The organism is Mycobacterium asiaticum (assembly GCF_001673315.1).
Taxonomy (GTDB): Bacteria; Actinomycetota; Actinomycetes; order Mycobacteriales; family Mycobacteriaceae; genus Mycobacterium; species Mycobacterium asiaticum_B.
Map to the genome: position 1 here is coordinate 56917 of NZ_LZLQ01000071.1, position 19299 is coordinate 76215.

Annotated in this window: 18 protein-coding genes and 2 pseudogenes; 11 read left to right on the plus strand and 9 right to left on the minus strand. The window is 65.5% G+C overall.

The window, feature by feature from the left end; genetic code table 11:
* Positions 1 to 150: 150 nt before the first annotated feature.
* The 4 genes from A5636_RS11035 to A5636_RS11050 are packed head-to-tail and all read right to left on the minus strand — an operon-like array spanning position 151 to position 4794.
* Positions 151 to 1572, minus strand: a complete 1422-nt coding sequence (locus A5636_RS11035) for an acyl-CoA synthetase (protein WP_065158668.1) — start codon at positions 1570 to 1572, stop codon at positions 151 to 153.
* 10 nt (positions 1573 to 1582) lie between these two features.
* Positions 1583 to 2359, minus strand: a complete 777-nt coding sequence (locus A5636_RS11040; protein WP_065158669.1) for an esterase/lipase family protein — start codon at positions 2357 to 2359, stop codon at positions 1583 to 1585.
* Entirely contained in the window at positions 2356 to 3264 is a 909-nt protein-coding gene (locus A5636_RS11045) for an alpha/beta fold hydrolase (RefSeq protein ID WP_065158670.1), read from the minus strand. The genes A5636_RS11040 and A5636_RS11045 overlap by 4 nt, the downstream gene beginning before the upstream one ends.
* Positions 3265 to 3318: 54 nt before the next feature.
* Positions 3319 to 4794, minus strand: a complete 1476-nt coding sequence (locus A5636_RS11050; protein WP_065158695.1) for an aldehyde dehydrogenase family protein — start codon at positions 4792 to 4794, stop codon at positions 3319 to 3321.
* A gap of 219 nt (positions 4795 to 5013) precedes the next feature.
* Here A5636_RS11050 and A5636_RS26110 point away from each other — a divergent pair.
* From A5636_RS26110 to A5636_RS11080, 7 genes and pseudogenes are all read left to right on the plus strand, one after another.
* A pseudogene (locus A5636_RS26110) lies at positions 5014 to 5206 on the plus strand (acyl-CoA dehydrogenase family protein); the annotation flags it as partial.
* Between the two features lie 14 nt (positions 5207 to 5220).
* Positions 5221 to 5763: a MaoC family dehydratase gene (locus tag A5636_RS11055; RefSeq protein ID WP_065158671.1), complete on the plus strand. Its 543-nt coding sequence runs from the start codon at positions 5221 to 5223 to the stop codon at positions 5761 to 5763.
* Complete coding sequence (locus A5636_RS11060) at positions 5763 to 6161, plus strand: Zn-ribbon domain-containing OB-fold protein (RefSeq protein ID WP_065158672.1); 399 nt, start codon at positions 5763 to 5765, stop codon at positions 6159 to 6161. The genes A5636_RS11055 and A5636_RS11060 overlap by 1 nt, the downstream gene beginning before the upstream one ends.
* An 8-nt stretch (positions 6162 to 6169) precedes the next feature.
* Positions 6170 to 6427 (plus strand): annotated as a pseudogene (locus A5636_RS11065) (acyl-CoA dehydrogenase family protein); the annotation flags it as partial.
* Between the two features lie 62 nt (positions 6428 to 6489).
* The gene (locus A5636_RS11070) at positions 6490 to 6960 is read left to right on the plus strand and encodes a MaoC family dehydratase (RefSeq protein WP_065158674.1); all 471 of its coding nucleotides are present in this window, start codon (positions 6490 to 6492) and stop codon (positions 6958 to 6960) included.
* On the plus strand, positions 6957 to 8126 hold the full coding sequence (locus tag A5636_RS11075) for a lipid-transfer protein (protein WP_065158675.1): 1170 nt from the start codon (positions 6957 to 6959) through the stop codon (positions 8124 to 8126). Before A5636_RS11070 ends, A5636_RS11075 begins: the two co-directional genes overlap by 4 nt.
* 5 nt (positions 8127 to 8131) lie before the next feature.
* Complete coding sequence (locus A5636_RS11080; RefSeq protein WP_065158676.1) at positions 8132 to 8749, plus strand: TetR/AcrR family transcriptional regulator; 618 nt, start codon at positions 8132 to 8134, stop codon at positions 8747 to 8749.
* Here A5636_RS11080 and A5636_RS11085 read toward each other — a convergent pair.
* Both A5636_RS11085 and pruA read right to left on the minus strand, forming a co-directional pair.
* Entirely contained in the window at positions 8679 to 9713 is a 1035-nt protein-coding gene (locus tag A5636_RS11085; protein WP_081287724.1) for a proline dehydrogenase family protein, read from the minus strand. The two genes, A5636_RS11080 and A5636_RS11085, sit on opposite strands and share 71 nt — an antisense overlap.
* On the minus strand, positions 9713 to 11344 hold the full coding sequence (pruA, locus tag A5636_RS11090) for an L-glutamate gamma-semialdehyde dehydrogenase (RefSeq protein WP_065158677.1): 1632 nt from the start codon (positions 11342 to 11344) through the stop codon (positions 9713 to 9715). Before pruA ends, A5636_RS11085 begins: the two co-directional genes overlap by 1 nt.
* 83 nt (positions 11345 to 11427) lie before the next feature.
* Between pruA and A5636_RS11095 the strand changes: the two genes are divergently transcribed.
* Positions 11428 to 12993 (plus strand): PucR family transcriptional regulator, encoded by a 1566-nt coding sequence (locus A5636_RS11095; RefSeq protein WP_155763752.1) that lies wholly within the window; start codon positions 11428 to 11430, stop codon positions 12991 to 12993.
* Here A5636_RS11095 and A5636_RS11100 read toward each other — a convergent pair.
* From A5636_RS11100 to A5636_RS11110, 3 genes are read right to left on the minus strand one after another with little or no spacing between them, the layout of a single operon-like run.
* Complete coding sequence (locus A5636_RS11100; RefSeq protein WP_065158678.1) at positions 12955 to 13857, minus strand: sucrase ferredoxin; 903 nt, start codon at positions 13855 to 13857, stop codon at positions 12955 to 12957. The genes A5636_RS11095 and A5636_RS11100 overlap by 39 nt on opposite strands.
* Before the next feature lie 7 nt (positions 13858 to 13864).
* Positions 13865 to 15079: a cupin domain-containing protein gene (locus A5636_RS11105; protein WP_065158679.1), complete on the minus strand. Its 1215-nt coding sequence runs from the start codon at positions 15077 to 15079 to the stop codon at positions 13865 to 13867.
* A gap of 10 nt (positions 15080 to 15089) precedes the next feature.
* Positions 15090 to 15332 (minus strand): BatC protein, encoded by a 243-nt coding sequence (locus tag A5636_RS11110; protein WP_065158680.1) that lies wholly within the window; start codon positions 15330 to 15332, stop codon positions 15090 to 15092.
* A 202-nt stretch (positions 15333 to 15534) separates the two neighbouring features.
* Between A5636_RS11110 and stf0 the strand changes: the two genes are divergently transcribed.
* From stf0 to cysC, 3 genes are read left to right on the plus strand one after another with little or no spacing between them, the layout of a single operon-like run.
* Positions 15535 to 16338 (plus strand): trehalose 2-sulfotransferase, encoded by an 804-nt coding sequence (gene stf0, locus A5636_RS11115; protein WP_065158681.1) that lies wholly within the window; start codon positions 15535 to 15537, stop codon positions 16336 to 16338.
* On the plus strand, positions 16335 to 17252 hold the full coding sequence (cysD, locus tag A5636_RS11120) for a sulfate adenylyltransferase subunit CysD (protein WP_065158682.1): 918 nt from the start codon (positions 16335 to 16337) through the stop codon (positions 17250 to 17252). Before stf0 ends, cysD begins: the two co-directional genes overlap by 4 nt.
* Positions 17252 to 19177: an adenylyl-sulfate kinase gene (gene cysC, locus A5636_RS11125; protein ID WP_065158683.1), complete on the plus strand. Its 1926-nt coding sequence runs from the start codon at positions 17252 to 17254 to the stop codon at positions 19175 to 19177. Before cysD ends, cysC begins: the two co-directional genes overlap by 1 nt.
* Positions 19178 to 19299: the final 122 nt, after the last annotated feature.

Consider the following 19299-nt stretch of genomic DNA (forward strand, 5'->3'; position numbering starts at 1 on the left):
GCGGCAATCGTCACCACGGTGACCCCCAGGCAGCATTACCCCGTCGATACACCATGACGACGTTAAGCCACGGTCCCCACTCCAACCCGTCAGGAAACCTGTCAACATGCTGCCAGTCAGGTAACGAATGCACTACAGCCGGTGCGGATCTCAGCCTTCGGCCAGTAACTGCTTCTTGAGCACCTTGCCCAACGCGTTGCGGGGCAGCGAATCCACCATCCGCACCTCGCGCGGACGCTTGTGCACCGAAAGTTGTTCGGCGACATATTGGATGAGGTCATCCGGTTTGATTCCCGGTGAGCCGACGACGTACGCCACGATCCGCTGACCCAGGTCGTCGTCGGGCACACCGACTACGGCGGCCTCGGTCACGTCCGGATGCCCGATCAGCACGGTCTCGATTTCGCCTGCCCCGATGCGGTATCCGCCCGATTTGATCAGGTCGACGGACTCGCGTCCCACGATGCGATGCATGCCGCCGCTGTCCACCACGGCGACGTCTCCGGTGCGGTACCAGCCATCCGGGGTGAACGCGTCCGCGGTGGCCTCGGGTCGATTAAGGTAACCGTCGAACAGGGTCGGTCCCCGAACATGAAGGCGACCAACGGTTTCCCCGTCGTGAGGTGCCAGCTCTCCATGCTCGTCGACCAATCGGGTCTGCACGCCCGCCAACGGCATGCCAACCCAGCCCGGACGGCGTTCACCGTCGGCGCGGGTGGACAACGTGATCAGCGACTCCGAGGTGCCGTACCGCTCGATCGGACGATGCCCACTGAGCTGTTCGAGCCCCTCGAACACCGGTACCGGCAACGGCGCACTGCCCGAGACCAACAGTCGGGCCGGTCGAAGCGCTGCAGCGGCGGCTTGGTCGGCCACCACGCGAGACCACACCGTGGGCACGCCGAAGTACAGCGTGCCGCCCGCTTGCAAACGAGCCTGAGCATAACCGGCCGGGGTCGGTTTCCCGGTGTGCACGAAGCGGTTTCCCACGCGCAGCGAGCCAACCAGACCCAGCACCAGCCCGTGGATGTGATACAGCGGCAGCCCGTGCACCAGCACATCCTCGGGTGTCCACTGCCAGGCTTCCGCCAGCGCATCCAGGTCGGCGGCGATCGCCCGCCGACTGAGCTGCACGCCTTTTGGCAATCCCGTTGTGCCCGAGGTGTATACCACCATTGCGAGGGCATCGGGCGACGGTTCCGGATAACGGTGCCAGGACCGGGCATGCAAACGTACCGGGATGTGCGGCAGGCCCTCCGGGTTGGCGGGCTCGGGGCCGAGCCACGCCTGGGCGCCGGAATCGGAGAGCATGTGACGGCGCTCGGCCGCGCCGACGTCAGCGGGCACAGGTACCACCGGAACGCCGGCGATCAGACATCCGGTGATTGCCAGCACGGTCGAGGGGGTGGGCGTTGCCAGCACCGCGACCCGCTGTGCACCGGCCACCCGCTCGGCCACCGAGGTCGCCCCACCCACCAGGTCGCTGCGACTCAACGTGAACCCGGCGATGCGGACCGCGTCAGGGATGTCGGTGCGGGTAACGACCGCGGGATTCAGCGAGGTCAGCAGCACCTCAGAGAGGCTACTCGGGCCGTGGGAACAACGGACGCAGTGCCGCCGGCGGTCGAAACGGTGTCCAGGTGCCCGCCGGCTGGGCCAGCCGATCCGCGACGGCCCATATCGTCGCCGGGTGATGGCCGAAGCCGATGTGGCTGCTGAGGACGGCAATATTCTCCGCGCGCTCCGACGACGCATCGATGCACGTCCGCCATGACACGACGCCGTCGTAACGCGAGTAGATCGATGTGGCCGGCACCGGTAGCGGTTCGTTCTCGATCGCCAACGGCAACTCGTGGCGCTCGGCGTGCATGCGCGCAAACAGGTTGAAGGTGCGGGTGGCGTGGGACTGGCCGGCGTGCTGCATCCCATATGGGCTGCCCAGGGTGATCACCTGACGGATCGCCGCGGGATGTTGACGCGCGAGCCGGCGCGCGAAGATCCCGCCCAAACTCCATCCGATCACGCTGACCTGCGAGTCGTACCGCGTGCTCAGGTCGTCGAGCAGGGCTGACATGCCGGCTACCGCTTTGGGCGTGGGGCCGATATTGACCCCCAACCCCCACCCGTGGACCCGGTACCCGAGGCGGCTCAACAACCGGCGCAGCGTCCAGGTGGTGCCGTCGCCGGCGAACAGGCCGGGCAGCACCAGCACTGGATGCCCGTCGCCCACCGGGAGCTTGCACCGCAGCGGAAGCGCACCGACCAGTTGTCCGTATTCGACCACCGCGCGCGGGACGTCGGTGAGGAACAGCCCTAGGCCCGGCGGGCGGGCGGAGGTTTCGGCCAACACCATGGTCATCCCTCCTCGTCCCAGATCTTCATCAAGGTGGCCAGGATCTCCTCGCCGCGGCCCAGACCGGCCAGGTGACTTTCGTCGGGCAGGTGGAACAACTGCGCGTTGGGTAGCCGCGACACCGCGTGCTCGCCATGGGAGAACGGGATGATGTGGTCGTGGTCGCCGTGCCACCAGCGGACGGGGACTGTCACGTCTTCGAGGCGGAAGCCCCAGTCGCGGGCAAACAGGATGACGTCGTTGAACGGCGCGGCCAGCTGCTTGCGGCTGCCGTTGAGCAGGTCGTCGAGGAACATCGCCTTGAACTCGGGACGATTCAGCAGGTGCCGGTCGGCCTGAGGCGAGAGCAGGGCGTAGATGTCGAGCGCCGGGGAGGCGACTGGCCGGATCGCCTGAATCAGCAGGCTCGCACCCACCCGCAATGGGTTGCCGCCGAATCGCAACAACGGCGCGACGCGCAGGCCGACGTCCATCGCACCGCCGCTGATCGCGTCGGGACCGCGCGTGGGGGCGACCCCGCCGAGCACGCCTACGGCCACGACGCGGTCCGGCAGTCCGGCGGCACACGCCAGGGTGTAGGGGCCACCCCCGGACAGGCCGACGACCGCCATCTTCTCGATGCCCAGCGTGTCGGCGATGACGTTGAGGTCCTGAGCGAACGCCGAGAGGGTGTCGTAGCGGTGCGGGGTGGACGAGCCGATGCCGGGACGATCGACGCCGATCAACCGGACATTGTGGTGCTCGGCGTAAACCCGCGCCTCGGTGGGAATTTGGCGGCGGGCCCCGGGCGTGCCGTGCAGCCAGAAAACCGCGCGTCCCTGCGGTGCCCCGAACTCGGCGAAACCGATCTGTCGGCCTTCACCTACTGCGATGTTGCCTTCGAGCTTGGGTCGGGCGATCGCCACGGCCATAACGGCAACCTTTCTTCATCGGATACATCATTGCATCCGAAATCATAGCCGATGTCAACCGGGCTTCCCTATAGCCATCGGTTCCATGTACTGGTGCAGCCCGCCGATGCCGCCACCCTCCCGGCCCAGGCCGCTCAGTTTGAAGCCACCGAACGGCGCAGCGCCGGGACCGACGCCGTTGACCGCGATCTGCCCGGTGCGGATGCGCCGCGCCACGCCGACAGCCCGGTCCACGTCACCGCCGTACACCGCGCCGGACAATCCGTAACGCGAATTGTTGGCGACGGCCACCGCGTCGTCGTCGTCCCGGTAGCGGATCACGCTCAACACCGGTCCGAAAACTTCCTCTTGGGCGATAACGGAATCGGGCTGCACCCCGGTGAGGATCGTCGGCTCGAAGTAGTAGCCGACATCCAGGTCGGCCGGGCGGGCGCCACCGGTGACCAGTTCAGCGCCTTCGTCGAGCGCCGTGGCGACGTGCGTCTCGACCCGGCCCCGCTGGGCCTCGCTGATCAACGGGCCCATCTGCACATCGGGATCGGTCGGGTCGCCCACCTTCACCGCGCGAGCCAGCGCGGCGAGCCGGTCGACGACGTCGTCGTGCAGCGAATCGGGCAGCAACAGCCGGCTGTGCAGGATGCAGGCCTGGCCGGCGTGCAGCGAGCAACAGTCGAACAGCATCTGTTGCAGCGTCTCATCGCTGAGTTGCGCGTCATCGAGGACGATGCACGCCGACTTCCCGCCCAATTCCAGCAGCAACCGCTTGAGTGTGTCGCCCGCGGCGGACATGACCTGCCGCCCGACCACGGTGCTGCCGGTGAAGCTGACCATGTCGACCCGGGGATCGGTGGTCAGCAACCTTGCTGCGTCGACTCCGGACGGGGTGACGACATTGACGACGCCCGGCGGGAGATCGGTGTGCTCGTCGATCAGGCGTGCCAGCGCCAGACCGGCGAGCGGGGTGAGTGGTGACGGCTTGAGAACGACGGTATTGCCAGCCGCCAGTGCGTGATTGAGCTTCATGACGTTCAGGCAGTGCGGGAAGTTCCACGGCGTGAGGACGGAAACGACGCCCAGTGGAGCGTGTCGCAGCACGGTGGTGCCGGCCCCGATGCCGGTGACTTCCTCATCGGCCAGTTGGGTAGCGAGTTGAGCCGCGTGCATGGACATGAATGCGGCGCCGTCGACCTGCATCACTCGTTCGTTGGCGATGCAACCCCACTCCAGTTGGGACAGCGCGAAGAAATCGTCGGCGTGTTTGAGTAGCGCGTCCCCCAGTTGGCTCAGGCAGGCGGCGCGGTCCTGCGCGGGCATATCCGCCCACGGCCCGTCGTCGAAGGCGCGGCGCGCAGCACCGATCGCCTCGGCGACCTGACTGATGCTCGCGTCCGGCGCGGTGCCGATGACCTGTTCGGTGGCCGGTGAAATGTCTTCGTAGCGACCGTTTTCCGGCTCGACCCACCTCCCGTCGATGTAGAGCGGGTAGGTGTCGATCAGTCCCGGCAGTTGCGTAGCTTGTGGCGCGGTCATCTGCTTAATCACTCCGATATCGGTCATCTTTTACCTTGGTGTACACCCGCGAGACCGCTGCGTCAATCGTTGACCAGCTGAAAAGCGCGCAAAACTGCGGTGCTGCACATGTATTGACACAGGCAACCGGCTCAGAGTAGACACGATTCGCAGGACATTCTGCGGCAATGTGTCGGATCGGAGGATCGCTCGCCGTGCGCACCCCGAGGAACAAAAACAGAAGTTCCTGCCGGCAATCCTGGACGGCACCGCGACCCTCCACTGTGCGGCGCGCTGGAAACGGCGTACCGCCAGGCCGTCATCAACACAGTCGGCGGCGGCGCCAACGAAATTCAGCGCGACATCAGTTGCCATGGCCGGCTTGGGCGTGCCAGGTGCACCACGTGACCTGCGAGCCACGACGAAACGGTAAGGAAGGCAGGGCAGATGACAGAGGCTGAGCTGCAGAACAAGGTGCAGGCACTCGTCGGTCAGCCGACCGGTGGGACCGGGAAGCCCTCAGTGGCACCCGACCCGGTCAACCAGCCGATGATCCGGCACTGGGCCTACGCACTGGCCGACTTCAATCCGGTGTACATCGATCCCGACTACGCTGCGACGTCGAGGTTCGGCGGCGTCGTCTCACCGCCGGTCATGCTGCAGACCTGGACGATGCCGTCCCCCAAACTCGAAGGAATCGGCGAGCGAGGCGGCGCGCCAATGGAGATCAAGTCGAATCCGACCGCGTTCCTCGACGAGGCCGGCTACACCAGTACGGTGGCCACCAACTCGGAATTCGAGATCGAACGGTATCCACGACTGGGCGACGTCATCAGCGCGACGACGGTCTACGAGTCGGTATCCGAGGAAAAGAACACCGCTTTGGGCACCGGCTTCTTCCTGACCTGGCTGACCACTTACACCGATCAGCATGGCGAAGTGCTGGGCCGCCAACGTTTCCGGGTGCTGCGATTCAGGCCGGCGAACTGATGGCGACCCGCCTGCCGCCAACTGTCAGCGCGGACACCGAGTTCTTCTGGAATGGCCTGCGCGATAACAAGCTTCTGATTCAGCGCTGTGAGGGCTGCGGAACGCTACGGCATCCGCCCCGCCCCATGTGTCCGCATTGCCGATCCCTGGACTGGACGGCCATCGAATCGACTGGCCGGGGAACCGTATACAGCTACGTTATGCCGCACCAGCCTCAGTTCCCGTTCTTCGACTATCCCTACGTCGTTGCCTTGGTGGAACTCGAGGAGGGTGTCCGGTTGGTGTCCAACCTGACCGACATCGACCCCGCCGAGATCACCGTCGGGATGCCCGTCCAGGTGTATTTCCGGACGTTCGACGGTGATCTGGTGTTGCACCAGTTCCGGCCGAGCGAATAGGCGGGGTAATGGATTTCACGTCCACCGAAGAGCAGGAGACGATCTCCAAGATGGCTCGGGAGTTCTTCGATCGGCGGGCTACCCCCGAGCGGCTCACCGACTCCGAGGCCGGAGATGTCCGCTATGACGAGGCGTTGCGGAAGGAATTGGCATCGGTTGACCTCCTCGGCACCGCATCGCCGGAGTCGGTGGGGGGTTCGTGCGTCTCTGGCCACGGGTTCGTCGAACTCGGAGTCCTGCCGGCAGAAATCGGTTGGGGTGTGGCCAGTCTCGGCTCGGCCACCCAGCAGCTTGCCCACCTCGGCGCGACCTATCCGAAAGGACACCCATGACGACCACCGCCGACCGAACCCGCAAAACTCTGCAGTGGCAGGACATTTCAGCAGGTGACGAGGTGACTCCCCTGGAAGTCCCGATCACCACCACAATGATCGTCGCGGGCGCGATCGCCTCCCGTGACTTCATGCCGGTACACCACGACCGCGACTACGCCAAAAAGCAGGGTTCACCGAATCTGTTCATGAACATCCTGACCACCAACGGGTATTGCGTGCGGTTCCTGACCGACTGGGCGGGGCCGGAGGCGATGGTGAAGAACCTCTCGATCCGCCTTGGCGTGCCGAGCTTCCCGGATGACCCACTGCGCTTCACCGGCACGGTGACCGGCAAGACCGAAGGCGGCCCGTCGGATCTGGCGGGTGAGAACTTCGTCGAAGTGACCTTCCAGGGCGCCAACAGCCTCGGCAATCACGTCTCGGGCACCGCGGTGTTGAGCCTGCTCGACGAAGCCCGCCCATGAGCAGCGCACTGCCGGGCGCCGCGGCGATCGTGGGTATAGGGCAGACCGAATTCTCCAAGGAATCCGGCCGCAGTGAACTGCAATTGGCGTGCGAGGCGGTCAGTGCCGCACTCGACGACGCGGGGTTGGCCCCCAGCGATGTCGACGGCATGGTCACATTCACGATGGATTCCAGCGACGAGATCGACATCGCTCGCAATGTCGGTATCGGTGATTTGAGTTTCTTCAGTCGCGTGCACCACGGTGGCGGCGCGGCCGCGGGCACAGTGATGCACGCCGCCATGGCCGTCGCGACGGGCGTTTGTGACGTGGTGGTGTGCTGGCGCGCCTTCAACGAGCGCTCCGGCTTCAGGTTCGGCGGCAGCGGACGGACCAGCGCGGAAACCCCGCTATTCATGGCGCATTACGCGCCGTTCGGGTTGCTCACACCCGCGGCGTGGGTCGCGATGCACGCGCAGCGGTACATGTCGACTTACGGCGTCACCAATGAGGACTTCGGCCGCATCGCCGTCGTGGATCGCGCGCATGCGGCCCGCAACCCTGACGCATGGTTCTACGAACGACCGATCACCTTGGAGGATCACCAGAATTCGCGGTGGATCATCGAGCCGGTATTGCGCCTGCTGGACTGCTGCCAGGAAAGCGACGGTGGTGTCGCCCTGGTGGTCACCAGTGCCGAGCGGGCCCGAGACCTCCGCCAGCCGCCGGCGATCATCACCGCTGCAGCTCAGGGCGCGGCCGCCAACGGCGAGATGATGACGAGCTACTACCGCGAGGACATCACCGGGCTTCCGGAGATGGGCGTCGTCGGCGACCGGTTGTGGCGTGACTCCGGGCTGAAGCCCCAGGACATCCAAACCGCTTTCATCTATGACCATTTCACCCCGTTCGTGTTCACTCAGCTCGAAGAACTCGGCTTCTGCGGGCGGGGCGAGGCCAAGGACTTCGCGACCGTCGAGCGGCTGTCACTGGGCGGCGAATTTCCGATCAACACCAATGGCGGACTGCTCGGCGAGGCCTACATCCACGGCATGAACGGCATCACCGAAGGAGTTCGTCAGGTCCGCGGCACCTCCTACAACCAGGTTGAAAATGTCGAACACGTCCTAGTGACGTCCGGAACGGGGGTACCCACCAGCGGGTTGATCCTGGCCAAGTCCGATTAGGTCCGCTGATGACCCAGGCAACATCCACCGAAACCCGGGAGCTCATTCTCGACTCCGCCTATGCGTGCTTCCGCAAGCACGGATTACTGAAGACGACGATCGTCGATATCGCCCGAATGGCCAACGTATCCCGCAGCACAATCTATGAGTATTTTCGGGACAAAGGGGAAATCTTGGAGGCCTGCGCAGAGCACGCCTCCGAGCAGTTCTACCGGGAGATGTTCCGGGCAATGGACCGGGGCGCTTCGCTGGAGGAAAAGCTCTCCCATGCAGCGGTTTTCGTTACGCAGGCGCGGCGGGCGATTGCCTGCGAGGAGTATTTCGACGAAGACGCAATTAGCCTGTTGCTCACCAAGGACGCCGCCGTGCTACTGCGGGAATGCGTCGACTTCTTCGCGCCCTACCTGTCGGCAGCCAGGCTCACCGGTGAGGTGCGCAAAGACCTCGACGTGCAGGCCGCGAGCGAATGGTTTGCGCGAATTCTGTTCTCGCTGTTCAGTACCCCCTCCCCGGTCCGCGACATGGACGACCCCGATGTCGTCACCGAATTCGTCAGCTCGTTTGTGGTGCGCGGCTTCGCCAGCGACCGTCCGCGACCGGCACGGGGTCCGTCGCGTCGTTGAATGGGCCCTGCCGTAGCGCTCGCAGGAAGAACACCAGGTTGGCCGGACGTTCGGCCAGTCGACGGATGAAGTACCCGTACCACTCGGTACCGAAAGGGACGTAGACCCGCAGTTGATTACCGGCGCCGGCCAGTCGCCGTTGCTCGTCGTCGCGGACGCCATAGAGCATCTGGTATTCGAAACCGGCACGGCCGCGCCCTGATTCAAGCACCAACTGCGGAACGGCGTCGAGAATCACCGGGTCGTGCGAGGCCACCATCGGGTATCCGGGGCCTGCCATCAGCGCGTGTAGGCAGCGTAGGTAGGCCGCGGTGATTTCTTGGGTCCCGCGGTATGCCACCGATGCCGGTTCGTCGTAGGCACCCTTGCACAATCGCACCCGGGCCCCAACGGCGGCCAGTTCTTCACAATCACGCAGGGTGCGTCGTTGATATGCCTGCAGAACCGTGCCGAGCCAGGGAAAGTCGACCCGCAGATCCCCCGAGATCGATAAGGTCGAATCGGTCGTCGTGTGGTCCTCGGCGTCTACCGTGACCCAGACCCCGACTTGACTCGCCCGCTCGCAGACCGTCCGCGCGTTGTCCAACGCGATCTTCTGTCCATCGTGATGCAGCGCCTGTCCCAGCGCCGAGAGCTTGACCGACACCTCCAATGGCCGCACCTCGTTGGCTACCGGGTCGTCGCGTTCACCCAGCGCGTCGAGCAATTCCAGATAGGCACGTACCGTGGCTGCGGCGTCGTCGGCGTCGGTGACATTCTCACCCAGGTAGTCGATGCTGATGAAGCGGCCGGACTGTCGCAGTGCAGCAACGACTTTCAAGATTCCCGGGACGGTGTCTTCGGGTACGAACCTGCGCACCACCGCACGCGTCAGTACGGACCGCTGCACCAGCCCGCGCAACTTGGCGGCCCGGCTGGCCGCGAGCAGGGCCGGTCGTACGGTGTGGGCGAACAGCCCGGCCATTACCCGGCCGCCATATGCGGATAGCTGTGATCGGTGCTCGGCACGAACGTCTCCTTGATGGTGCGTGCCGACGTCCAGCGCAGCAGGTTCAACGGTGAACCGGCCTTGTCGTTGGTGCCGGATCCGCGTGAACCACCGAATGGTTGACGCCCCACCACGGCCCCGGTCGGTTTGTCGTTGATGTAGAAGTTGCCCGCCGCGAACCGCAACCGCGTCTGCGCGGTCTGTACCGCCTGGCGATCGTCGGCGATGACCGCTCCGGTTAGCGCGTACCCAGAACCGGTGTCGATGACGTCGAGGATCCGTTCGTACTGGTCGTCCGGGTAGATGTGCACAGCCAGCACCGGACCGAAGTACTCGACAGCGAACGCCTCGTCTGTCGGGTCATCCGACAGCAGCACGGTGGGCCGGATGAAATACCCCTCGCTGTCGTCGTATTCACCGCCTGCCGCGATCGTCATCGCCGGTGCTCCCTTGGCCCGCTCGATGGCGTCGACGTTCTTGGCGAATGCCCGGCGGTCGATCACGGCACCGCCGAAATTGGCCAGGTCGGTGACGTCACCGTAGCTGAGTTGGGCCGCGGTACCGAGGAACTCGTCACCCATGCGCTGCCACACCGAATGGGCGACGAACGCTCGTGACGCCGCCGAGCACTTTTGGCCTTGGTAGTCGAAGGCGCCGCGAATCAGGGCCGTGCGCAGTACATCCGGTCGCGCCGACGCGTGCGCGAGCACGAAGTCCTTGCCGCCGGTCTCACCGACCAGTCGTGGATAGCTTTGGTAATGAGCGATATTGGCGCCGACCTGCCGCCACAGGTGCTGGAAGGTGGCGGTAGATCCGGTGAAGTGGATGCCGGCCAACCGCGCATCGTTGAGCACCACCTCCGAGACCGCCAGACCGTCACCGGTGACCAGGTTGATCACGCCGGGCGGCAACCCCGCGGCCTCGAGCAACTGCATCGTCAGGTATGCCGACAAGGTCTGCGTGATGGACGGTTTCCACACCACGGTGTTGCCCATCAACGCCGCAGCGGTCGGCAGATTCGCAGCGATCGAGGTGAAGTTGAAGGGGGTGATCGCATAGACGAAGCCGTCCAACGGTCGGTAGTCGCTGCGGTTCCACTCCCCGGGACCACTGATCGGTTGCTGGCTCAGAATCTGACGGGCGAAGGCGACATTGAACCTCCAGAAGTCGATCTGTTCGCAGGGCGCATCGATTTCGGCTTGGTAGACCGACTTGGATTGACCGAGCATTGTCGCCGCCGCGATCTTCTCCCGCCATGGACCGGCTAACAGATCGGCCGCCCGCAGGAACACTGCGGCGCGTTCGTCGAAGGGGGTTCCCGCCCAGGCAGCCTTTGCGGCCATGGCCGCCTCGACGGCGGCGGACGCGTCGGCGTGCACAGCGTTGGTCAGCGTTCCCAGCTTCGCCGCGTGCCGGTGCGGCTGCACCACATCGATTCGCTGCCCGTCGCCCATCAGGTGCCGGCCCGCGACTACGTGCGGCAGATCGATCGGGTTGTCGGCCAACGCCGTCAGCTCGCGGCGTAATCGGGCACGCTCGGGTGACTTCGGCGCGTAGTCGTGAACCGGTTCGTTCGCCGGCATCGGCACCTGAGTGATCGCGTCCATAGGTCCAGGGTCCTCGGACCGAGCCGGATAAACGTTGGTCGATCGGACAGTCCACAGCGGGCAGGCCAGTAAGATCAGACAATATGGACGTGCCGGGCCTCAGTCTCGGCAGATTGCTGCTCGCACTCGATGCGACGATCGTGAGCCTGGTCGAGGCGCCCCGCGGGCTGGACGTGCCGGTGGCCTCGGCAGCTCTGATCGATTCGGACGACGTGCGGTTGGGCCTGGCGACGCCGGTCGGCTCGGCGGACGCCTTCTTCCTGCTAGGAGTCCCCGACTATCAGGCGCGTCGCTGGATCGGCAGGCAGGTGCGCCCGCCGGTGGCCATTTTCGCCAAGGAGCCGTCGCCGGCGTTGACGGCAGCAGCGGTGCAAGCCGGGTCGGCGGTTGTCGCGGTGCAGCCGCAGGCCCGCTGGGAACGGGTGTATCGGCTGGTGCACCACGTGTTGGCACACCACGGCCCGGCTGATCCAGACGCTGCCGATACCGACCTGTTCGGCCTGGCGCAATCCCTGGCCGAGCGCATCCACGGCATGGTCAGCATCGAGGACGCCCAATCGCACGTGCTGGCGTATTCGGCATCGAACGACGAGGCCGACGAGTTGCGGCGGTTGTCCATCCTGGGTCGCGCCGGTCCGCCAGAGCATCTGCAGTGGATCGGCCAGTGGGGCATTTTCGACGCGCTCCGGGCCGGCGACGAGGTGGTACACGTCGCCGAGCGCCCTGAGTTGGGTCTGCGTCCCCGCCTGGCGATCGGCATTCACCAATCCGGTCCGGGCCGACAGCAGGTGTTCACAGGCACGATCTGGGTCCAGCAGGGCTTGCAACCGCTGGCCGACGATGCCGTGGAGATGTTGCGGGGCGCAGCGGTGCTCGCCGCACGCATCATGGCCCGGCTTGCGGCGCGGCCGTCGACGCATGCCCGACGGGTGCAACAACTACTCGGCTTACGCGCCGACGATGCTGTCGACGTCTCGGTCATCGCGCGGGACCTGGACCTGCCGCTCGACGGAACCGGCGCTCTGGTTGGCTGGGACACCGCGGCAAGTCATCCGCGACTGGCCGATACATTGGCGTTGAGCGCCAGCGCATTTCGCCGAGACGCCCAGGTAGCTTCCAACCGCGCACGGGTCTATGTGCTGCTGCCCCAGGTCAGTTCCGGCCGGTCAGTCAACTCGTGGGTCCGTGGCACCATCGGCGCCCTGCACACCGAGCTGGATGTGCGGTTGCGCGCGGTGATCGCCTTCCCGGTAACCGGGTTGGCCGCGTTCGCCGCGGCGCGCACCGAGGTGGACCGGGTGCTGGACAGCGCCGCGCGTCACCCGATCTCCATCGGCCAGGTCACCTCCCTGGCCGAAGCCCGTACCACCGTGCTGCTGGACGAAATCGTCACCATGATCGGCAAAGACCCGCGGCTGGTAGACCCGCGCATACGCGAGCTGCGCGACCAAGATCAGGTGCTGGCCGACACGTTGCGGGTCTATCTGGACGCTTTCGGTGACGTTGCGCAGGCCGCGAAGTCGTTGCAGGTGCACCCCAATACGGTTCGCTACCGAGTGCGGCGCATTGAGAAGATACTGGATACTTCGTTAGCCAATCCCGATGTGCGGTTACTGTTTTCGCTCGGGCTGCGGGTTGATGTCCACTAGCGCGAAGGTACGAACCCGGCCGGGAACCGACGCGTGGCACATAGACAGCAGCGGCTCGGACATCTCTTCGACGAGCACAACCTCGACCGGGCCGGAGTCCCCCGCGAGCAATACCCGGATCTGATGCTCGGCGCGCTGGACATCGAGCGGCGACAGGGCGTCGATGCGGTCCTCTCCTGACGCGGCCCGCACGAAATACTGCGCGGCCTGGACCGCGTGCGGTAGCGAGGTGCGGCCACGGAGGAACCTGTTGTCCAATCGTCCGTCGAGGTACATGCGGACCAGTCCGGCACCATCGGTCGAGTCGACTCGGCCGTAACACAACCCCTCGGGCAGGATCAACATGGTTGCGGCAAACCGGTCACCGCCCAGATGCGAACATTCCCAGGTGATTTCGGGATATTCCGCGGCAATGGCGGCGGTAGCGGCACGGCCCCGGACCGCACAGCATTGGTCGTGCTTGCCGTGCGCGCAGACTGCGACCAGCGGCGCCGTGGAGGGTCTGCCGTCTGAGCCGTCGAGCGCGATGTCGAGATACTCTTCGGGATTGCTGACCTCGCCGCAATGTAACGCTTCCGCGCCCTCGTCCGACCGCGCCAGGAACCAGCGCCACCGAGGTTGCAGGGAACGGCGGCCCGGCCGGCGTATCGCGGTGACCCGCATTCCCGCCGCCTCGGCACGACGGGCAATCGCGCGCCCGAGTTTGGCGTCGATGATCGTCTCCGAATTCAAAAACGCGGAATGTCCCCAGGCGCCGGGGATCTCGAACATGGCCCAGGCATGACCGGCCGACCCGGTGCCGTACATCGGATCATTACGAGCCAGTGATTGGTCACTGCATGGAGGTCGCTTCAGACCGGTCATCCCCCGGTTATCCCTTGTCCGGGACGGGTGTTACTACGGCCTCGCGAAGCAACCGTCGGAGCAGAACTGTCGCGTCGGCGTGATCGAGGCCCGGTGTGGAACCCGCCTCGAGGACCTGCCCGCCGTGCAGCGCACGGATCGCCGCTGCACACGATTGCGGAAAGGTCATCGTTCGGTCCGGCAGGCGCAGAACCACACGGCCCCCGTTGTTTTCCACCGTTCCGGCCAGTCCGTGGCGCCACTGAACCGGTGTCCGGTCCGCCGATTCGGCGGCCAGCAGCGAAGCCAGCGGGCGGACCGCGGTCGGCCGGGTGCGCTGCGTGTGCCGTTTCGTCAGATATGCGGCGGCCTGCTCGCCGACCTCGGTCGCGTTGTGGCGCATCGCATCGACGGCCTCGGCCATGATTTTGGTTGCCGTTGCGGTCATCTCGTCGCGGTCAACGGGATCGACACCCAGCGGCAGGGACTTGCGGAACTCTCCGGACGCAGCAAGGGCGTCGAGGACGGCCTGCATCACGTCCAGGCGAGTCATCGGAGCGACGCCGACGGTGAGGTGAATCGTCGTCGAATCCGTCGAGTGGGCCGAATGCACCCAACCGCGGGGCAGATACAACGCATCGCCAGGAGTCAGCACGGTGTCGATCGTCGGTTCGCCGGTGACGCGCTCGGCGATCGCCGTGCGGTGGTCGGTCCACGGCTGAGACGGCAACGGATCCTGGTGCACAGGATCGTGGACAACCCAGCGCTTCTCCCCCGCGATCTGCAGCACGAAGACGTCGTGGACGTCGTAGTGCGGATCGAATCCGCGGTTGTTCGGGGGTGTTATGTAGGCGTTGGCCTGAACCGGGTGACCGAGGTCGTCGACCATGTTCCGGACGAAGTCGATAACCGGCGGCCACAATCTATGCAAGCCCTGCAGAACGATCGTGGCGCCGGCCGCGAACTGGGTCAGCACCTTCGCGGAATCCACTTGATCGGGCATCTCGGCCCCGAATCCACCTGGTCCCAGATAACAGTCCCGCGCCAACAGGTCGCCGTGTTTGGCCATCCGGATGAAGGGCGCGCGCACCCCACGTTCGGCGATCAACTCGTCTACCGCGGACGGGGACAGCAGATCACCGAAGTCGCGAGGAAGCGCACCGGCCCGGCTGAGCAACGGCCGCCGCCCCCAGTACTCGGTCGCGAACGACCCAGGACCGACGCAGATGCAGCGACTCAGCATCGCCGATCGATCACGCCGTCCCGTCCGCTCCCCCGTCGTGGCCCTCGGGGTTGGACCCGCCGTCAGCAGGACCTTCACCCGCGGTACCGTCCGCGCCGCCGTCGTGACCCTCGGGGTTCGAACCGCCGTCAGCAGGACCTTCACCCGCGGTACCGTCCGCGCCGCCGTCGTGACCCTCGGGGTTGGACCCGCCGTCAGCAGTACCCTCTCCGCCATTGCCCGAAGTGGTGATGTCCTCATCGTCGAGTGGCATGGTGATCCTTTCCGTTGCTTAGATCGATGCTCTTAGGTTGTTTCCCGCGCAAGCGAACGCCAAACGACGAATACCCTGTCAATTCCCGAATCACGAACTGTCCCAAGCGCGACCGCAACCGCCAACGGTCGGCGGGAGTTATGTTCAGCGTGAGGGGAAGTGCCTGTGTTGCACAAGTTTTCACTGCGGCTAGGCTGCGTGGGTGGCCGATCATCCGTCGTCATACCTGGTGCTGGCATCGCAGCGCAGCGGCAGCACGCTGCTGGTCGAATCCTTGCGCGCCACTGGCGTGGCCGGTGAGCCTCAGGAGTTCTTCCAGTACCTGCCTACCACCAGCCAGTCACCGCAACCGCGGGAATGGTTCGCCGATGTCGAGGACGAGTCCATTCTGGCCCTGCTCGACCCGCTGGACGAGGGGAAGCCGGACCTGGCCCCACCCGAGATCTGGCGGGACTACATCCGCACCGTAGGCCGCACCCCGAACGGGGTGTGGGGCGGCAAGCTGATGTGGAATCAGACGCCGCTGTTGCTGGACCGGGCGGCCGGGTTGCCCGACCGATCTGGTGACGGCCTGCTGGCCGCGATCCGTGACGTGGTGGGCGAAGACCCGTTGTTGATCCACATCCACCGTCCTGACGTGGTGTCGCAGGCGGTGTCGTTCTGGCGCGCGGTGCAGACGCGGGTGTGGCGGGGCAGACCCGACCCGGTCCGTGATGCGCGTGCCACCTATCACGCCGGGGCAATCGCCCACGTGGTGAAGATGTTGCGTGCCCAGGAAGAGGGCTGGCGGAATTGGTTCGCCGAGGAAAACGTCGAACCGATCGAGATCTCCTATCCGGTGTTGTGGCGCAACCTGACTCAGGTGGTGGGTGACATTCTCGAACGGTTGGGGCTCGACCCGCGGCTGGCTCCCGAACCGGTGTTGCAGCGGCAGGCCGACCAACGGTCCGACGACTGGGTGGACCGCTACCGGGCGGACGCGGAGAAGGAAGGATTACCGACATGACCGTTCAGGTTGAGACACGCCGCGTCGACGAGCTGCGCCTACTGGAAGCCGAAGCGGTGCACATCATCCGCGAGGTCGTCGCCGAGCTGGAGCGACCGGTGTTGCTGTTCTCCGCCGGCAAGGACTCGATCGTGTTACTTCGCTTGGCGGAGAAGGCGTTTCGTCCGGTGCAATTGCCGTTCCCGGTCATGCACGTCGACACCGGACACAACTTCCCGGAGGTCATCGAGTTCCGGGATCGGCGGGTAACCGGTCAGGGACACAAGCTGATTGTCGCCTCGGTGCAGGAATCGATCGACAAAGGCCGAGTGCCCGACCCGGGGCCCAGCGCTTCGCGGAACCGTGCCCAGACCCGCACGCTCCTCGATGCGCTCGAGGAGGGCGGTTTCGACGCGGCGTTCGGCGGTGCCCGCCGCGACGAGGAACGCGCCCGCGCCAAGGAACGCATTCTGAGCTTCCGCGACGAGTTCGGCCAGTGGGATCCGCGAGCGCAACGTCCGGAACCGTGGACGCTGTACAACGGCCGGATCAAGAAAGGCGAACAGGTCCGGGTATTCCCGTTGAGCAACTGGACCGAACTCGACATCTGGCGTTACATCGAGATGGAAAACCTTGAGATACCGTCGATTTACTACGCCCACCAGCGTGAGGTGTTCGAACGCGACGGCATCCTGTTGGCGGTCTCGGAGTACGCCGGCCCGCAGAACGGCGAGGCGGCCAACACCGAATGGGTGCGCTATCGCACTGTCGGTGACCTGACCATCACCGGCGCGGTGCGTTCCAAGGCCACCGACATCAGCGGCGTCATCCGGGAGATCTCTGCGGCGACGGTGTCCGAGCGCGGCGAGACCCGCGCCGACGACCGCACGTCGGCAGCCGCGATGGAAGACCGCAAGCGAGAAGGGTACTTCTGATGAGTCTTTCCGACCCTACGGAGAAGGTGGAGACGATTGTCCACCCCAAAGGCGTGACACGGCAGCTGCTGCGCATCACCACCGCCGGTTCGGTCGACGACGGCAAGAGCACTCTGATCGGGAGGCTCCTGCACGATACCGACAGCCTGCCGCTGGACCACTTGGAAGCGGTCACCGACGAAGAGGGGGTCGCCGACCTGGCTGCCCTGTCGGACGGGCTGCGCGCGGAGCGCGAACAGGGCATCACAATCGACGTCGCCTACCGGTTCTTCTCCACCAAAACGCGTAGCTACATTTTGGCCGACACACCCGGCCACGAGCGTTATACGCGCAACATGTTCACCGGCGCTTCCAACGCGCACGTGGCGATCCTGCTCGTCGATGCCCGTGCCGGGGTGCTGCGCCAGACCCGGCGCCACGCCCGGATCGCAAACCTGTTGGGTATCAACCACTATGTCGCGACGGTGAACAAGATCGACCTCGTCGATTTCGACGAAGGCGCGTTCCACCGGGTATCGGATCAGCTGCGTCAGGTGGCGGGACGCCTGGGTGAGGTCGACGTCACCGTCATTCCGATCGCCGCCAAACACGGCGACAACGTCGTGCATCGTTCCGACCGCACCCCGTGGTACGACGGCCCCACGCTGCTCGAGTATCTGGAAGGCGTCGAGTTGGCCGCCCCGCACGCCGAGGCGTCCCGGCTGCGACTGCCGGTGCAATGGGTTTCCCGGCCGACGGATAACGTACGCCGCCGCTACACCGGGCGCCTCGCGGCCGGCACGCTCAGCGTCGGTGACACGGTGGTGTCGCTCCCGGCCGGCACTCGCTCGGAAGTGACCGCGCTGGACACCCTGGACGACGATCGGACGACAGCCGTTGCGCCCCTGTCTATTTCGATCGAATTGGCTGACGACATCGACGTCGGCCGCGGCGATGTCTTCATCAGCGGCGCCGAGGACGCGGTCGCGCCGGTACTTGCCCGCGAAATCGATGCGAACGTGTGCTGGTTCGTTGACTCCCCGCTGCGCGCCGGGGACCGGCTGGCGCTGAAACAGACCACCAAGACCGTGCGGGCGACGGTGCAGGAGCTGCACTCGCGGCTCGACCCGGAGACTCTCGACGAGGTGGACCAGCCGGTCGAGTTGACCCTCAATGACATCGGCACGGTGACGCTGCGTACCAGCTCGGTGATCATTGCCGACCCGTACGCAGACAACCGTGACAGCGGCTCGTTCATCTTGATCGACGAAACCAGCAATGACACCGTTGGCGCCGGCACCATCATCGAGGCACGCGAAGTCAAGCCCGGCACGCATTCCCGCACCGACATCCGTTGGCATCCCTCGGCGTTGGACCGCAAGCACCGTTGGCAGGCCACTGGGCAGCCCGGCGCCACCATCTGGTTCACCGGGTTGCCCGCCTCCGGCAAGTCGACCGTCGCGGTCGCCGTGGAGCGGGCGCTGGTGGAATCCGGACGGGTCGCCTACTTGCTGGACGGGGACAACCTGCGACACGGTCTGTCCGACGATTTGGGCTTCTCCCCCGGTGACCGTACCGAAAACATCAGGCGTGTCGGGCATTTGACCCGGCTACTCGCGGATGCGGGCGTGGTGGCGCTCGCCTCGCTGGTCTCGCCGCTCAAGTCGGACCGCGAGACCGCGCGCGCCCTCAATGACGCGGCCAAACTCCCCTTCATCGAGGTACACGTATCCACCTCCCTGGAAGAGTGCGAAAAGCGCGACCCCAAAGGCCTTTACGCGCGGGCCCGCAAGGGCGAGCTCAAGGGTCTGACTGGGGTGGACGCACCCTACGAGCCACCGGACGAACCAGACCTCGTCCTGGACACCGCCGGTGCTGACATCGACGATTTGGCGGCCAAGGTGATCGAATTGCTCAACAAGCGCAGTCCGCGCCCGGCGAGCTAGATGCAACCCGCCTGAGTCGCGCGGCCCGGATTTGTCAGACCCCTTTGTGATGATGGGGTTATGTCTTCGGGTGCGTCGGCTGTGGTGAGTCCTAAAGAGCGCTTGGCGGTGTTGTTCGAGGA

Excerpts from the sequence above, each read along its gene's own strand:
- A5636_RS11040 (WP_065158669.1), bottom strand. The coding sequence starts at position 2,359 with ATGACCATGGTGTTGGCCGAAACCTCCGCCCGCCCGCCGGGCCTAGGG.
- A5636_RS11045 (WP_065158670.1), bottom strand. The coding sequence starts at position 3,264 with ATGGCCGTGGCGATCGCCCGACCCAAGCTCGAAGGCAACATCGCAGTA.
- A5636_RS11050 (WP_065158695.1), bottom strand. The coding sequence starts at position 4,794 with ATGACCGCGCCACAAGCTACGCAACTGCCGGGACTGATCGACACCTAC.
- A5636_RS11055 (WP_065158671.1), top strand. The coding sequence starts at position 5,221 with ATGACAGAGGCTGAGCTGCAGAACAAGGTGCAGGCACTCGTCGGTCAG.
- A5636_RS11060 (WP_065158672.1), top strand. The coding sequence starts at position 5,763 with ATGGCGACCCGCCTGCCGCCAACTGTCAGCGCGGACACCGAGTTCTTC.
- A5636_RS11070 (WP_065158674.1), top strand. The coding sequence starts at position 6,490 with ATGACGACCACCGCCGACCGAACCCGCAAAACTCTGCAGTGGCAGGAC.
- A5636_RS11075 (WP_065158675.1), top strand. The coding sequence starts at position 6,957 with ATGAGCAGCGCACTGCCGGGCGCCGCGGCGATCGTGGGTATAGGGCAG.
- A5636_RS11085 (WP_081287724.1), bottom strand. The coding sequence starts at position 9,713 with ATGGCCGGGCTGTTCGCCCACACCGTACGACCGGCCCTGCTCGCGGCC.
- pruA (WP_065158677.1), bottom strand. The coding sequence starts at position 11,344 with ATGGACGCGATCACTCAGGTGCCGATGCCGGCGAACGAACCGGTTCAC.
- A5636_RS11095 (WP_155763752.1), top strand. The coding sequence starts at position 11,428 with ATGGACGTGCCGGGCCTCAGTCTCGGCAGATTGCTGCTCGCACTCGAT.
- A5636_RS11100 (WP_065158678.1), bottom strand. The coding sequence starts at position 13,857 with ATGACCGGTCTGAAGCGACCTCCATGCAGTGACCAATCACTGGCTCGT.
- A5636_RS11105 (WP_065158679.1), bottom strand. The coding sequence starts at position 15,079 with ATGCTGAGTCGCTGCATCTGCGTCGGTCCTGGGTCGTTCGCGACCGAG.
- A5636_RS11110 (WP_065158680.1), bottom strand. The coding sequence starts at position 15,332 with ATGCCACTCGACGATGAGGACATCACCACTTCGGGCAATGGCGGAGAG.
- cysD (WP_065158682.1), top strand. The coding sequence starts at position 16,335 with ATGACCGTTCAGGTTGAGACACGCCGCGTCGACGAGCTGCGCCTACTG.
- cysC (WP_065158683.1), top strand. The coding sequence starts at position 17,252 with ATGAGTCTTTCCGACCCTACGGAGAAGGTGGAGACGATTGTCCACCCC.